Origin of the sequence: Vibrio marisflavi CECT 7928, assembly GCF_921294215.1 — a bacterium.
GTDB lineage: Bacteria > Pseudomonadota > Gammaproteobacteria > Enterobacterales > Vibrionaceae > Vibrio > Vibrio marisflavi.
In genome coordinates this window covers 1,023,765-1,039,791 of the sequence record NZ_CAKLDM010000001.1, presented here as the reverse complement: position 1 = coordinate 1,039,791, position 16,027 = coordinate 1,023,765, and the positions used below count along the sequence as shown (strand labels likewise).

Genomic DNA, 16,027 nt, shown 5'->3' with positions numbered 1-16,027 from the left:
TTGTTGTAATTAAATGCTTAGTGGTTGGGTGTGATTGCGATTTCTTAATTTATCTTGTAGTTGCTATTTGTTGAAACCTAAACTGAGCTTATAGGTAGTTGTGGGACTAATATAAAGTGAAATAAAGCCCTGCGAAGAGGCGATGCAGGGCAAAGTGTTCACAATATGAATGAACCAATTGGCTATGTATAACATGCAACACTCTCAGAAAAAGCGTTGCGCTATATTTTCTAAATCAAAAAGATAAAACCTATAGCAATATTAGGCATAACCATATTTTACGATAAATGATTAAGGGCTTTTCCTAATTCCATTAAATATTTCTGAAGTATGAAAAGTCTCCTAAAGCACAAAACCAATAAGAGTATTTTGTCTACACTCATTCTTTCGATTGATTTACTAAGGGAATAGCGAATATAATCAATCCTAATGGCAATGAAAATACCTAATAGTAAGTGATATACAACTAAATGAGTTATTTTTAAAAATGCCTATTAAATCAATTACATATACACATATATCAGATAAGTAATATATTTTATGAAAAAGTTATTAGTAGTAAATTCTGTTATTGCATGGGCGATAACGGCATCGGTAGTTATTTGGGCGTTGAACCACTCAAATAATGACACAGATAAGCACATGGCAAGTGAATATGCATTTGATGTAATATCACAAGCTTTGTCTGGAAAAAATTCTCCAGAAGACCAAATCAAGCAAATCAAGTTTTGGCAAGATAGTGGTTGGACAGCTCAAACTGGAGCTATCAAAACACTATGTAATATAGACAAAGAAAGGTTACTAACTCTTATGGATGCAGATGATGCGAATCAAGCATGCCGATTAGTAAGAGAAGGTGAGCAAATTAAAGCTCTAACACCATTAGCACCAAAAAGCTAAGCTTTAAATTTTCCTATGGAATATGTTATTTCAATTCTAACAATAATATACATACACATATTACTTGTTATATGGGTATCGTATGTTAATGGTAAGAACAGTAAAAAAGTTGCATTACCTGAAACAGACATAGTTTTTGATTCAGGAGTTTGCCGTGTGAGTAAGAATGGTGAAACAATCGCTTCTTATCGATTAAATAGCAGAAACTATAAAATATTTAAACACTTACATGAAGAAGAGAATATTGTTAGTTTTAAGGAACTATCTGATATAGCAAGAATTGACGAGGATGTAGTTTATTCCTCATTAAAAAACTTGCGTTTAAGTGATGACTTTTTAAAAATATCTCGGAAAGGAAAGTGGGCACAGCTTACGATTAGCTAATCGCTAACGGTACCGCATTATCTCAACAGTGCTCTGTACCTCTGTAGCCCTCGAAACAATTCTCAGACCTAGCTTGGATTAATACACCAAGCTAGGCTTTTCATTTTGAGGGCTAAATTGTGTTTTCTTTGCATCGAATTGATGGTGGATAGAAGCCTATCGTCTACTATATAAATTATGTGCTATCAATGAGTTAATTATGGACCCATTAACGCAAGGTGTGCTGGGCGCTTCTTTGTCACAATCGGTGAGCAAAAAACAGCACTTGGTGATTGCAGGGCTTTTCGGGCTCCTAGCTGGAATGGCTCCGGATTTGGATGTATTGATTCGATCTGAGAGCGATCCATTACTGTTTTTAGAGTTCCATCGACAATTCACTCATTCTCTATTTTTTATCCCAATAGGTAGTTTTCTTTGCGCTGTTTTTTTGCATCAACTGATTGGAAAAAGGCAAGGCCTCACGTTTAAGCAGAGCTGGCTCTATAGCGCTCTCGGGTATGGTACACATGCGCTTTTGGACGCTTGCACTTCATATGGTACTCAGCTGCTTTGGCCATTCACCAACGAACGTTTTGCTTGGAATACCATCTCAGCGATAGATCCTGCTTACACACTCCCTATATTGATCCTGTTGGCATTTGCCACACTGAAACGAAATTCTTGGTTTGCTCGTTTTGCAATTTTGTGGGCCATAACTTATCCGACGATAGGTATGATACAAAGAGATAGGACTATAGAAGCTGGTTGGCAGCTCGCGAATGAAAGGCAGCATGTACCTATGCGGCTAGAAGCTAAACCAAGCTTTGCGAATATTTTGGTTTGGAAACTGATTTACGAGACAGAAAACCACTACCATATTGACGCTGTGAGAGTGGGAAGAGTCGTAAAACTATACCCCGGAGAGTCCATCAGTAAGTTAGATGTTAGTCGAGACTTGCCGTGGCTTGCTGCCAACTCACAACAAACCAAAGACATTGAGCGTTTTCGGCACTTTTCCAATGGGTATATAGCGCAAGATCCTGCCGATGATTTGCGTATCATCGACGTGAGATATTCGATAGTTCCTAACCAGCTTAATGCTTTATGGAGCATCAAGTTATCGTCATCAGCCGCTGTTGATGTTCACGTGGGATATGAAACACATCGAGATAGTAGTCCAGCGTCCCGACAAGCCTTCTTGGACATGCTATTCGGAGTTGAACAGCTTGCTCAGAAGCAGAGTTCAGTGGATTAACCTTCTTGAAGGTGGCTACGCAATATACACCGTATGCTTTAAATGAGAGCATGTTTACGGCTGCAAGGTGGTCTTGGAAACTTGCTCACGTATCCACTGAACAAAGTGTTCGCCTGCAGGAGAGTTACTATGAGACAGCAGGAAATAGCCAGCCTTTGCACTCACGGCTGGAAGTGGTGCCATCAATCTCCCACTCATCAATTCGTCTTGAATCAAAGCTTGTCTAGCTAAGGCAATCCCAACGCCTGCTTCAGCCGCTGCCATCGCCATATCGGTTCGATTAAAGAAATGGCCTTTATTGAAGGGAACATCGAGACCATTTATTTTTGCCCAATAGGCCCATTCATGATGTCTCAATGCTCCAGACCAAGGTTGAGCATCATGTAATAAGGTTAAATCAGACCAGTGGCTAGATTTCATATCCTTCTCATTGAGCCATGCATATTTGTCTAAATAAGATGAGCTCATCACTGGGATCAACGTTTCTTCTATAAGTAATTCAGCATCGTGGGCACGATAAGGTATGGGCCCATAATCAATCGTGAAGTCAAAGTCCTGAGAATTATGATCAACTAAACCACCTTCTGCATGAGTTTGAACTTGAATGTCAGGGTATCGACGATGGAAATCTTCGAGCCGTGGTACCAGCCATTTAAACGCAAAAGAAGGGGTGAGCTTGAGCTTTATCTCTGAAGAGTCAACAGAACGCATCTGTAAACTTGCTAAAGCGGTATCAATATCTTGAAAACTTGACGATGTGATTCGATGGAGAAGTTGTCCGGCCTCGGTTAGCGTCACGCCACGCGAATGTCTTTCGACTAATTGTACGCCGATATTGGACTCAAGCTGGATCAGTTGTTGGCTAATCGCTCCAGTGGTTAAACATTTTGCCTTGGCCGCGCCTGTTAAGCTACCACGCTTACCGACTTCCACAAACGTCATTAGCGCTGCTGCCATATTATTTTTGAGATGTTTCATTGTAAGCCTATAGAAATTCTATACCCTGTGACTAATTCTTATCGATTGTTAGCGCTTTGTAAAATACATATCGTATGTGCGAGTAACAGGAAGGATTTGCAATGAAAATTATTGTATTGGGTGGGGGAGTCATTGGACTCACTAGTGCATGGTATCTCCGCGAGCAAGGGCACGATGTAACCGTGATTGATCGCCAATCTGAGTGCGGAAAAGAAACAAGTTTTGCCAATGCTGGGCAAATATCTTACGGATATTCATCACCTTGGGCTGCTCCGGGTATTCCACTCAAAGCGGCACAATGGCTGCTCGAAGAACATGTACCCTTCAAAATCAAACCGACTCTCTCCCCAGCGATGATGTCTTGGGCAAGCAAGATGCTACTTAATTGTCGTTCATCTCATTATCAAGTAAATAAATCGAGAATGCTGCGCTTAGCCAATCATAGCCGATCTTGTTTAACTGAGCTTCGTTCAAATACTGGAATCCAATATCAAGGTCGACGATTGGGGACGTTACAAGTTTTTAGAAATACTAAACAGCTTGCTGCGATTGAAAAAGACATGGTTGTGCTAAAACAGAGCAATACTGAGTTTGAGTTGCTAGATACTGCTGGATGTATTGAAAAGGAGCCAGCACTCAAGCAGGTACAAGATAAGCTTGTCGGTGGGCTGTATTTGCCGAATGATGAAACAGGTGACTGCTACCTTTTCTGTCAGCAACTCTCGCAGCTTGCAAAACAAGCAGGGGTTAATTTTTATTTCAATACGGATATTCACTCGCTGACTTGTCGAAATGGCACCATTGAATCAGTTGAAACCAGTCTCGGATCATTGCAAGCCGATCGCTATGTTGTTGCTTGTGGGAGTTATTCTGCAAAGTTGCTTGCTCCACTGGGTATCAGTTTGCCGACGTATCCGGTAAAAGGTTATTCTCTGACTTTGCCTATCTCACGTTCAGAACATGCGCCAGTGTCTACGGTGATGGATGAAACTTATAAAGTCGCCATTACACGATTTGATGACCGCATACGAGTGGCAGGTACGGCTGAACTTGCTGATTTTGATCTGTCCGTTCCGGAGAAGAGAACCGCTACAATCAATCGCGTAGTGAAAGACTTATTCCCTGATGTTGGCAATTTTGCAAAGGCTGAATATTGGACTGGCTTACGACCTATGACCCCAGATGGCACGCCAGTCATTGGGCCGACGCCGATTAAAAACTTGCTTACCAATACTGGTCACGGCACTTTAGGTTGGACAATGGCCTGTGGCTCAGGGCAACTTATCGCGGATCTTGTCAGCAATAAGCGCCCCAGGATTGAACATCAAGATCTCAGTATTCACAGATATAGCGGCTAAGCTTTAACAGAGCAAATTGTACTGATTTCTGGCTTTAAGAAATTACTGCACTTTTTCTCCAGATTTAAGCACTGTTTCACGTACGACTTTGGTGAATGCCTGCGCTTCTTTGAGGATTTCGGCTTCATTGACGGTCAGCATATTACGGTCTTTCATTATGACTCTCCCATCCACGATGCTATGGCGGACATTTGCTGAATTTGCTGAGTAGACTAGGGCGGAATATGGGTTATAAATTGGAACCATATTCGGCGCTTTGGTGTCGATTACAATAATATCGGCGAGTTTACCCGTTTCAAGAGAGCCAATTGTGTCTTCCATATGAAGTGCTCTTGCCGCTCCCATAGTCGCCATATCAATAACTTTCAGTGGAGGCATTGCTGCGCGATCATGGTTGACTAGCTTGTGTACTTTAGCGACTTGGTTGAATTCATCAATCGTGCTTAAAGTATTGCCAGACATTGGGCCATCAGTGCCCAAACCAATTCGAATGTCTTCGTCATACATCTTAAGAGCAGGCGACACGCCTTTCGCAGACTTGATATTTGCGCTCATGTTATGAGCCACACCCATGCCGGACTTTTTAACTAGCTCAATATCGTGCTCGTCAACTAAGATCATATGAGCACCTACTAAATTTTTATTGAGCGCGCCAATGCTATCCATGTACTCAACTGGCGACATACCTTCCGCGCGCTGTGCAATTTTTTCCTCTTCTCTGTGGGACTCGGCCAAATGAATCATTACTGGAACATCATGCTCCAGCGAAAGCTTAGCGATTTTTTGAAGTGTCTCGGTTGTATTGGTATACGGGGCATGAGGAGCAAAAGCTGGAGTAATTCTCGGATGGTCTTTGTATTCTTCTATAAAGTTAAGAGCGTATTTGATCCCTTCGTCAGCATTTTCTGCATCAGCGACAGGAAATTTAATCACGGTTTCACCAAGGACAGCGCGCATGCCAATCTTGTCGACTGTTTTTGCAACTTCATCTTCAAAATAATACATGTCTGCGTAGGTTGTAACGCCGACTTTGACCATTTCAACGTTACCTAAGTTTGCGCCTACTCGAACCATGTCGCGAGACACTAACTTAGACTCTAGCGGGAAAATATAGCGGTGGAGTCGGTCGGGTACGTCATCAGCTAACGAACGAAAAACAGACATGGAAACATGAGTATGAGTATTGATAAGGCCGGGCATTACGATGTCACCATCAACATCAAGTACTTGCTTAGCCTGGTATTGTTTAGCCAATTCACTATCGCCAACAGCTATGATCTTGTTCTGGTCTACAACAACAGTGCCATTTTCATACACAGTTTTGTCTTCATCCATAGTTAGAACCATCGCATCCGTGATCATGAGGTCGACATTTTGCGTGGCATAGGCCACGGAGCTCATGCCTAAAATTGTTGATGCGAGTATGGCTTGTTTGATTTTCATAGTTACTATCCAATGTATTATCTTTGCCTACAGCGGATAGTAACCTAAGTATCAATTGGAAACGGTTAGCCATGTTTTCTTTCAACTTCACCACCGATATAAATACGGATGATATTGTTAGAAAATATTAGTGGCTTGAGAAATGTCAATGTGCTCGGGGGTTAACACTGCCGTTTATTGCTCGCTCTCCTAGTAACCCCAAAATCGCTCACTATCTATTACGACGCTTGGCTCATGTGCTTATAGTGAAACTCTAAGTGTTCCTCTATAAAGCTTGAGATGAAGAAATAACTATGGTCGTAACCATGCTGCATTCGCAATTCCAACTTTGAATTTTTGCTCGAAGCCGCTTTGAGTAGTTGTTCTGGTTTAAGCTGCTCCATCAAAAACTCATCAGCATCGCCTTGATCAACCAAGATAGGCAGATCAAACGATTTGCTTTGAAGAAGTTCGCACGCATCGTACATTTTCCATGTTTCAATATCACTTCCTAGATACTCGGTAAGTGCTTTCTTGCCCCATGGGCTTTTTATCGGGTTACTAATGGGACTAAAGGCCGAAATGGAAACAAACTGTTCAGGATTGTTGAGGCCAATAACTAACGCTCCGTGTCCACCCATGCTATGTCCTGCAATTGATTTCACCCGAGAAACAGGGAAATGCTTTTCAACGAGTTGTGGCAACTCTTGAGAAACGTATGAGTACATTTGATAGTGCTGCGACCAAGGTTGCTTGGTTGCATCGACATAAAAGCCCGCTCCCTTGCCCAAGTCATATTGGTCAGCATCTGCAACCCCATCCCCACGTGGGCTTGTATCACAGGCAACAATAGCGATTCCCAACTCGTTTGCTTTCTTGAAAGCGCCTGCCTTTTGCATAAAGTTTTCATCGGTGCAGGTCAGCCCTGATAACCAATATAAAACAGGTACGGAGTGCGTATTGGACGCTGTTTTCGGCAAAAAGATAGCGAAACGCATGTTGCAGCCAAGAGTATATGAGTGATGGGTATATTGTTTATGCCACCCACCTGCGACTTTGTTCTGACCAACATTTTGAATTGTCATGATGTGCCTCTTACGCGAAAGAATGACCACTGCGTGGTTATGAGCACAGTGGTCATGGTTATTGTTTTATGACGAATGGTCCATATGTATTACGGTACGAATACTTTTGCCTTCGTGCATTAAGTCAAACGCTTGGTTGATGTCATCGAGACCCATAGTGTGAGTAATAAACTCCTGCAAACCAAATTCGCCTGCCATGTAGCGTTCAACAATTTCAGGTAGTTCGGAGCGTCCTTTTACTCCGCCAAATGCACTACCGCGCCATACTCTGCCCGTCACGAGCTGGAATGGACGAGTAGAGATTTCTTGTCCAGCACCGGCAACACCAATGATGACGGACTCTCCCCATCCTTTGTGGCAGCACTCAAGTGCCTGACGCATGACGTTTACATTGCCGATGCATTCAAATGAATAGTCGACACCACCATCGGTCATTTCCACGATAACTTCTTGTATTGGTTTGTCGAACGATTGTGGGTTGATCACATCTGTTGCGCCAAGCTGCTGAGCAAGTTCGAATTTGCTCTCATTGATATCGACACCAATGATACGGCTTGCTCCTGCCATACGAGCTCCAATGATTGCCGATAATCCGATACCGCCAAGGCCAAATATTGCGACTGTGTCACCTTGTTTTACCTTTGCAGTATTGAGCACTGCACCCATGCCTGTTGTTACGCCGCAGCCTAGCAAACATACTTCTTCCAATGGTGCGTCTTTGTTCACTTTCGCAAGAGATATTTCAGGTAGCACTGTGTACTCTGAAAATGTTGAGCAGCCCATATAGTGATAGATAGGTTGGCCATCAATATAGAAACGAGTGGTTCCATCTGGCATTAGACCTTTACCTTGTGTTTCACGTACGGCTTGGCATAGGTTAGTTTTACCTGATAGACAATATTTGCATTTGCCACATTCAGCAGTGTATAGCGGGATAACATGGTCCCCCACTTCAACACTAGTTACACCTTCTCCTACCATTTCTACGATACCCCCACCTTCATGTCCCAATATTGATGGGAAAATGCCTTCAGGATCATCGCCAGAAAGAGTAAATGCGTCGGTATGACAAACACCGGTGGCAATGATGCGGACCAACACTTCGCCTTTCTTAGGAAGCTGAACATCAACTTCCTCCATTTTCAACGGTTCACCGGGTGCCCATGCGACAGCAGCTTTGGACTTTATATACTCTTGGCCTGGTTTGATATTAAGTGACATGCTGAATTCCTTTATCTTCAAAATACAATAACGCCATGTAACAACAATTAAGAGCACACGGATTTCGATTGAGTGTTATTTTAATTACTTCCGTAATTTTGATAATCCATGTATTTTGAAAATAACTATTACAAATATGTAATAATTAAACTTGGATGAACTAGGGCGTGTGGCAGAAGGTCAATTCGCTCTAAATAAAAGAGTATTGTGATGAATCATTGGGAAGGTGTTTCAGAATTTGTTGCTGTTGTTGATAGCCATTCGTTTACTGCAGCTGCAAAAAAGATGAAAACGTCTGTCGCTCAGATAAGTAGACGAGTTTCCGCATTAGAAGAAAGGTTGGCAATAAAGCTGCTAGTAAGGACTACCAGAAAAGTATCCGTGACCGAGGCAGGGCAGTTATATTACATGCACTGCCGAAACTTAGTCGAAGGGTTAGAAACAGCAGAGTTAGCTGTTACACAAATGCAAGCCACACCAAAGGGGTTACTAAAAATCACAGCTCCTGTGGCCTACGGTGAATCACATATCGCACCGCTGCTCAACGAATTTTTGGAAATGTATCCTCAAGTTGATTTGGATTTGAACCTCACTAATTTAAAAGTGGATCTGATAGATACAGGAGTGGATATTGCTATTCGCATGGGGAGGTTGGCGGATTCCAGTCTAATCGCAAAAAGGCTGTCGACGAGGCAACTGTACGTGTGTGCGGCGCCTAGCTATCTTGAAAAATATGGGACGCCACATACTCTTTCTGAGTTAAACAGGCACAACTGTTTAGTTGGCTCTAGTGAACAATGGCGTTTTTTAGACAATAAGAATGTCAAAACTTTAAAGGTATCTGGCCGAATACATTGTAATTCAGGCTTTGCACTATTAAATGCTTCCGTACGTGGGTTAGGGCTAGTCCAATTGCCAGATTACTATGTGAAGAAAGCCTTGGATTCAGGGGAATTGGTAGAGGTGTTGAGTGATTATCGTGATGAAAGAGAAGGTATATGGGCGCTATATTCACACAATAGAAACTTATCACCGAAAGTGCGTTTGTTGATTGATTTTCTCTCTGAAAAGCTTAGCTCTGTGCGCAAGGGAAGTTTCTGATTTTATTGGGCACCAAAGCTTTTTTCTAAGGCTGGAATAGTCACTTTTAGTTGTTGTCTAGTAAGTCAAAGTCACAGACATGATGGTGGAAGTTCCCACATCCATTAGAGCTATTGTTATACTGCTTATTCTTGATTGTTAGGTAGACTTTTGAGTCGATAAACAATGTAACCAAGTCTCTATTTAACTGACCTTTTTCGGCTTCATTGAGCAAAATCTTAAAGGCAACGTCATTAGGTAGTGCATTTTTGTATGGTCTATCGGATGCAGTGAGCGCGTCATAGATGTCACACACCGTCATTATTTGCGAAGCCAACGGAATCTGTTGACCGGTTAACCCTCTTGGGTAGCCGCTGCCATCTATTTTTTCGTGATGTGCGCCTGCTATATTGGGTATATCTTGCAGTTCTTGAGTCCAAGGGATCTGTTTTAAGAACGCTTCTGTATGAGTCACATGAGAGCGTATTTCTTCCATTTCAGTTGATGTCAGGCTTCCTTTAGGGATCGATAGTGCCTGAAGCTCATCTACATTGATAAGAGGGCTTAGTATACCATTGTCATCAGCAGCCTGATATGCGTGGATCTGTTGCAGTTTTTTTGAGGCAGATTCAGGTAAAACAGAGGGTTCATTCGCTTCGACAATATCTAGCCAGAACTGCTCTAGCTGCGCTATTTGTTGCTGGATATTCTCTTGTTGTTTCAGTGTAGAGTGCGCGTTTGAATCAGGTATGTCGGTAAACAGTTTCAGCTCAACCTCCGCTCGTTGACGAAGTAGCGTTTGCTGAGTAAGCCGAATACGATACTTAATAATATCTAATTGATGATCAGTGAGCTTTTTAGCTTTGGTTAACACGGACTCTTTAACGCCTACTTTGCCAAAATCATGGAGCAATGCCGCGTATCTTAGCTGGCGCAGGTCCTTTTTGCTTAACCGCTGATATTGCTTAAGGTTAGAGTTTGCTAAACACTTGGCTAGAGCAATTGAGAGATCAGCGACACGGAACGAGTGACCACTGGTGGTTGGATCTCGCTGTTCAATGGCGGTAACAGAGGCTTGAACAAAGCCTTCAAATAGGCGATGTATGCTCTCTATTAAGCGTCTATTTTCGATAGCAATTGCTGACTGACTCGCTAGTGCACGTAACAACGGACAGATCTCTTTGTCGAACGGAATGACATTTTCTTTGGTTAATGCGTGAGAGATCAGGCGAACACCCGCTTGTTTAGTATGATTAATAAACTGTAAAACACCAATAATCTCTTGCTGATAATTGAATATCGGGAGTGCAAGCAACGATTGGCATCGATAGCCCGTTAAATGATCAAATATTGGGTTAAATTGGTAGGGTTTGCCTTGGATGTCATAGACATCGTTGATATTCACTTCGTGACCATGAGTCGCCACATACCCAGAAATACTGCTGTCATTGAGATCAAAGCGTTTTTCCTCAAAATCAAAGCGAATGGAAGCGTTCTGGGTTAGTTTTAGAACTAGATGACGATTTTCTTTGTTTTCATTGTCAATTAAAAACAGAGAGGCCGCATCGCATACAGCCAGTTTCCTTCCTTCGTCTAATATCCTGTTCAACAAGGCACTTAAACTTTTCTCAGCCGAAAGTGCAATGCCAATCTCAGTAAGCCGGGTTAAGCTATTAGATTTATCATTCAGCAGTTGTTTTAGCTCTTGTTGCTGAGATTGTTGAGTATGTATTAGTAATGCAGATTCAATATGTTTGAGGGTAATTCTTTGATTGAAACCTGTAGGTACGTATAGGTCGGCATCTACCGAAAGGTGCTGTTCGGCAATAACGATTAAAAACTGCTTGCTACGCCACTCTTTGATGGTTGTGATCGTTATAGATTCTAGTAGCTGTTGGTCTAAGATAAGTACGCTAGGTGTTAGCTCAATAACTTCTTGCTCATTACTTACTTCGACACAACGCAACTGCTGGCGGGTCAACGCTTGCCGCATACTTGTTGCAGAAAATGTACGGCCGTGCGCTATCAGTAGTTTTCCAAGTGATTTCTTATCATCGGTTAACGTCATGGCGACTCCCATTTGAACCTTTTTAGAATAGTTCAGGTTAAATGGCTTTGCTTAACTCCAAAAATGGCAACGCACCAAAAGCAATTCCTCAATGAATAATGAAGAAGAAATAAGAACTCAAGAGTTATCGGCTATTCAATCACCTGATAAACCTTAGTGGGTTCATTGAATCCTTTAAATGCTTTTTCGCCAAATTCGCGAAACTGAAACTGCTTGTTGGAACAGTTTTGTTTAACCAACTCTACAACCAATATTTGATCGGCCTCAGTTGCATCACACACTCGTGACGCCATTTGAACTGAAGTGCCAAACAGATCATTGTTTTCCTCAACGGGTTCGCCTGCACTTAAGCCAATACGAACATGCATGGATTGCTCGGGGTTATTGAGATTGTGCTCATTGAACGCGTGCTGAATGCTGATAGCGCATTTAACCGCGTTATCTGCAGAGGTAAAGGAGACCATAAACCCATCACCTGTGTGTTTAATCTCTCGACCATCGTGCGCTTTAATTGCATTGCGTGTGATAACGTTATGAATGCGCAATAAGTGCATTGATTTCTTGTCGCCTAATTCGGTAGTCATTGCAGTGGAGCCTGCGAGATCGGTAAACATGATAATACGAAAAGCACTATCTATTTGTGCGGGCTCTGGGTGCTGTCGTGAGGGGACAGGATCTTCAATTCGACCCAAGAATAATTTCACTGTTTCTGGGTCAACAGGAATGATTTCACCAGGTATATCGCCATGTGCTTCTTCGTGGACTCTCTTAATGACAGATTCGCTTTCTGCTTCCACTAAGCAAAAAGTAGTGCCTCTCGTTTCATCAAACCAATAAGTTACGAATTTAACGCCATATTTCTCCTGAATATCTAAGTCCTTCTGGTGTGCTAACTCGATCGCTTCTCGCGTAGGGTTCTCAGAAAAGTGGCGATCCATAAATAGAGGCATGATAACGAACTCTCATAAGCAAACTGTTCAATTAAAAATAGCACAAGCGATATGTTAGTGAGGCAATTTAGCTGAATCGAAAACGCTCCATTTCGAACTAATTCTTTCACCCTACGGGCTAATCAAGCTAATACATCGCGTGCTAAAATTCATATCGAGTTCGCTGTATATTCCTAAAACTTGTTTGAGCTGTGAGCGGTATCGTTTGAGAGAAATGTTCTATGCATGCTTGGCTGCTCGACTTACACGATGTAATCAGTTATACAAGCTTATATCGAATGGCGTGAAGGTTAGCAAGGTATCACAATGACATACGAAGAGTTCAACGCGTTTTGCCAAAGCCTTCCAGCGACCACTTATGTTGTTCAATGGGGTGGTTCACATGTATGGAAAGTCGGAGGAAAAGTCTTTGCGATAGGCGGCTGGGGTGAGGCTGATAAGCCCGCTTTTACTTTTAAAACCTCAGAGCAAAACTATTATTTCTTAGAAGATAAACTCGGTTATAAACCTGCGCCTTATTTAGCTACGAGAGGCATGAAATGGATACAGTATTTTGCAGCGAATGACTCGGAAAACGAAGATCTTGAATACTATATAAGGGAATCGTACCGGATTGTCTCGTTGGGGTTAACTAAGAAGAAGCGAAAAGAACTGGGACTGAATCAGGATGACTAAATGTGGCTATATTGGTCTCGGTATGAGTAGTTTGGAAGACGTTCTTGGTAGCATAATGCCCACCAACTTATAGAACGTCTTTGGCTAGAGCACCAAGCGCAAATAGTTTAGTGATCGACACATGTAATTCTATGTCGAAACTCAGTATCACCACTGCGCATAAACTTGCTGGTGCAAAAGCACATACGATCTAGTAGATGTTCCAATTTGATTAAATGCTATCCCATAAGTCCAACACTGAGTTTTGTTCTTGCCCGTTTTGTAAGCCTATGAACTCTTCAATAAGTTGGTCATATTCTTGATGCCTTGTAGAAAACTCTTCTGCAGATTCTAACATTGACGCGGTAATAGGCATTGGGCCTTGAAAGTGGTAGTAGCTATTTGCAATAAGCCAGTCTCCTTTCGAGGCTAGGTCGTGTGCATTCAGCCACGCGCCTATAGGAGATAAAAGTAGTTGCAATGCTTCTATGAACGGCTTCGGAAGGTGTCCGTTTACCACGGGAAAGCCTTTAGATTTCAGCTTGTCTACCGTATCTAATGAGACCTCCTGTTTATACTCCCAAAGTTCATCATCCTCTAATACTTGGTGTGCCTGCGAGCCTAGCGACGACATGATTAATTTGAACTCTTCTTTTAAGGGTTTTAAACCATCAACACCTAGGCGAGAGACAATATTTGGTTGCGCTTGAAGCGCCGCTTTTACCAAGTTGTCAGCGGTAACTCTCAGACAACACACAGACTCCTTAATCAAATGGTCTCGATAAGCGTCTAATTCGTATGTTTTTTGTGAGATTCTATCAAGCAAGTGCTCTATGTTAATTGTCATATACCCTCCCCAAAAGTGCTATACACCTATTGATTCGAATTTGGCAGACTAGGTAGTCCATCCGTAGCCAGAGTATCAAAGGAGACACATAAAAAATTTGATCAGGTAGGGTTTTAGCGTATGTGAGTAAGACAAGTTTAGGTCTAACAGCTCAGGTGCTGAGCTGTTAGAAACGAGCAATTTGATTATTGCTCAGTCAGAGCTGATGCTATTTGGATTTGAGCTCTAGACGTCGATCTTTTAGCATCCATAAGCCAACGAAACCAAGTGTAGCGAGAACAGCCTGATAGTATCCCGGAGCCATAACGGAATGAGTTGTTCTGATTAAACTCAGCGAAATGACAGGAGCCAAGCCACCAACGGTTGCCATCGATATGTTGTAAACGAAAGCAATACCTGAATATCGAACATTAGCAGGGAAAAGGATGGACAATATTGTCGGTATAAGCGAGGAAAAGAGGCCCGCACTGATAGCGCTTAGAACCATAGGCAATAGAAGGTTTGGTACTTTGTACTCAAATAGCTGAAAAACATAAATAGAAATAAAGATAGTTGCTAGGCAGGTGATTCCAAAACATAATTTTAATGGCATATTGAAACGATCCACTAAGTAGCCAAACAGCACAATAGTAGCGCAACAACCGGTCAGCCCTAATGTCGAACTATTTAAAATGTAGTCGGTAGGATAATTTTGCAGTTGTCCTAGGAATGTTGGTAGTAATAGGAAAAACACAACGACGGAACTCGCTCCTGAACACGTCAGAAAGAGTCCAGCGACTACTTCTCTTGGAGAGCTTTTGAATAACTGCTTGAGTGGCATTTTAGTTTCAAAGCTAGTTTTCTCTTTGAGCATACTTTCAAAAACAGGAGATTCCACTAAGTGTTTTCTAATAATGAAACTAATTAGCCCAAGAATACCACCAAAGATAAATGGGATTCTCCATGCAAACGCATTTATTTGTGTAGTCGTGTAGATACTATGCAAAATCAAATTTGTACACAAACCTAGTACGGTACCACCAACCAAGCAAAAGAATAATAGCGAACAAACGGTCGACTTATTTTTGGGTGCTATCTCAGACAGGTAGGTAATACCGCCAGGTATCTCTCCACCAACAGAAAACCCCTGAAAAACTCTCAAGCCAATCAGTGCTAAAGGTGCGAGCATGCCCACCTGATGATATGTCGGGAGAAAACCAATTAGCAACGTTGACAATGCCATCATCAATACAGTTAAAGTAAAAGGCTTTTTGCGACCAATACTGTCCCCTTGATGCCCGAATATCAGACCACTTAAAGGTCGAATTACATATCCAATTGCAAAGGTGGCTAAGGTTAGAGTTAGTGAGATGTTTTTATTATCGATTGGAAAGAAGTTATAACTTAAGTAACTGGAAAGCAATGCATATATTATGAAGTCATATAGCTCCAATACCCCACCTAAGCTTGCAAAGAAAATAACCTTACTAGATTTGTTTACCATAATTAAATAATTACCAATATCTTATTCTTTAGTTACGCTAGAAATTAATCTAACTTCTTAATTATTCTATTAAAAATAGAACTTTCTGGGTTGGATTATTAACCTGGATTATGTTTTTGTCGAAGGCTATATTTGGAGGCGTTTGTGTTAACAATATTAAATTTAGTTATGAGTCTTAAGTTTAAATTTCTATTTTTAATGCATCGTGACTATAACAAACTAGTTTTATTTGTTTGTGTTATTTTAAATTTGCACATAATAGGTAGTGGTGATTGTTGGTGTTGTTATAGATAAGATGAAAATGGGTAGTGTGACGTACCTTTTTTAGGCCCTAAATATAACTTAAATTTGTTTGGACTTAGT

General features: G+C 41.7%; 14 protein-coding genes. 6 read left to right on the top strand and 8 right to left on the bottom strand.

The window, feature by feature from the left end:
• Positions 1–540: 540 nt before the first annotated feature.
• The 3 genes from L7A31_RS04665 (at position 541) to L7A31_RS04655 (ending at position 2,518) form a co-directional block, all read left to right on the top strand.
• Positions 541–900: a hypothetical protein gene (locus L7A31_RS04665; protein ID WP_237360337.1), complete on the top strand. Its 360-nt coding sequence runs from the start codon at positions 541–543 to the stop codon at positions 898–900.
• 156 nt (positions 901–1,056) lie between these two features.
• The gene (locus L7A31_RS04660; RefSeq protein WP_237360336.1) at positions 1,057–1,284 is read left to right on the top strand and encodes a hypothetical protein; all 228 of its coding nucleotides are present in this window, start codon (positions 1,057–1,059) and stop codon (positions 1,282–1,284) included.
• A 199-nt stretch (positions 1,285–1,483) separates the two neighbouring features.
• Positions 1,484–2,518: a metal-dependent hydrolase gene (locus L7A31_RS04655; protein WP_237360335.1), complete on the top strand. Its 1,035-nt coding sequence runs from the start codon at positions 1,484–1,486 to the stop codon at positions 2,516–2,518.
• Positions 2,519–2,572: 54 nt separating this feature from the next.
• Here the strand turns inward: L7A31_RS04655 and L7A31_RS04650 are convergent, their stop codons facing one another.
• On the bottom strand, positions 2,573–3,496 hold the full coding sequence (locus L7A31_RS04650) for a LysR substrate-binding domain-containing protein (protein ID WP_237360334.1): 924 nt from the start codon (positions 3,494–3,496) through the stop codon (positions 2,573–2,575).
• 101 nt (positions 3,497–3,597) lie between these two features.
• Between L7A31_RS04650 and L7A31_RS04645 the strand changes: the two genes are divergently transcribed.
• Entirely contained in the window at positions 3,598–4,854 is a 1,257-nt protein-coding gene (locus tag L7A31_RS04645; RefSeq protein ID WP_237360333.1) for a D-amino acid dehydrogenase, read from the top strand.
• Positions 4,855–4,896: 42 nt separating this feature from the next.
• Here the strand turns inward: L7A31_RS04645 and L7A31_RS04640 are convergent, their stop codons facing one another.
• From L7A31_RS04640 to L7A31_RS04630, 3 genes are all read right to left on the bottom strand, one after another.
• Positions 4,897–6,297, bottom strand: a complete 1,401-nt coding sequence (locus L7A31_RS04640) for an amidohydrolase (protein WP_237360332.1) — start codon at positions 6,295–6,297, stop codon at positions 4,897–4,899.
• 218 nt (positions 6,298–6,515) lie between these two features.
• On the bottom strand, positions 6,516–7,361 hold the full coding sequence (gene fghA / locus L7A31_RS04635; protein ID WP_237360331.1) for an S-formylglutathione hydrolase: 846 nt from the start codon (positions 7,359–7,361) through the stop codon (positions 6,516–6,518).
• A 66-nt stretch (positions 7,362–7,427) separates the two neighbouring features.
• The gene (locus L7A31_RS04630; protein ID WP_237360330.1) at positions 7,428–8,582 is read right to left on the bottom strand and encodes an S-(hydroxymethyl)glutathione dehydrogenase/class III alcohol dehydrogenase; all 1,155 of its coding nucleotides are present in this window, start codon (positions 8,580–8,582) and stop codon (positions 7,428–7,430) included.
• 210 nt (positions 8,583–8,792) lie between these two features.
• On the opposite strand from L7A31_RS04630, the gene L7A31_RS04625 reads away from it, so the two are divergent.
• Positions 8,793–9,683 (top strand): LysR family transcriptional regulator, encoded by an 891-nt coding sequence (locus L7A31_RS04625; protein WP_237360329.1) that lies wholly within the window; start codon positions 8,793–8,795, stop codon positions 9,681–9,683.
• A 46-nt stretch (positions 9,684–9,729) separates the two neighbouring features.
• On the opposite strand, the gene L7A31_RS22155 is transcribed toward L7A31_RS04625, so the two are convergent.
• On the bottom strand, positions 9,730–11,730 hold the full coding sequence (locus L7A31_RS22155) for an HD family phosphohydrolase (RefSeq protein ID WP_290368739.1): 2,001 nt from the start codon (positions 11,728–11,730) through the stop codon (positions 9,730–9,732).
• A 131-nt stretch (positions 11,731–11,861) separates the two neighbouring features.
• Positions 11,862–12,680: a nickel-binding protein gene (locus L7A31_RS04610; RefSeq protein ID WP_237360328.1), complete on the bottom strand. Its 819-nt coding sequence runs from the start codon at positions 12,678–12,680 to the stop codon at positions 11,862–11,864.
• Between the two features lie 306 nt (positions 12,681–12,986).
• Here L7A31_RS04610 and L7A31_RS04605 point away from each other — a divergent pair, with 306 nt between their 5' ends.
• Positions 12,987–13,355: an MmcQ/YjbR family DNA-binding protein gene (locus tag L7A31_RS04605; protein ID WP_237360327.1), complete on the top strand. Its 369-nt coding sequence runs from the start codon at positions 12,987–12,989 to the stop codon at positions 13,353–13,355.
• 211 nt (positions 13,356–13,566) lie between these two features.
• On the opposite strand, the gene L7A31_RS04600 is transcribed toward L7A31_RS04605, so the two are convergent.
• Positions 13,567–14,181 carry a hypothetical protein gene (locus L7A31_RS04600; protein WP_237360326.1) on the bottom strand — a complete coding sequence of 205 codons (615 nt, stop codon included), beginning with the start codon at positions 14,179–14,181 and terminating at the stop codon, positions 13,567–13,569.
• A gap of 208 nt (positions 14,182–14,389) precedes the next feature.
• On the bottom strand, positions 14,390–15,664 hold the full coding sequence (locus tag L7A31_RS04595; protein ID WP_237360325.1) for an MFS transporter: 1,275 nt from the start codon (positions 15,662–15,664) through the stop codon (positions 14,390–14,392).
• Positions 15,665–16,027: the final 363 nt, after the last annotated feature.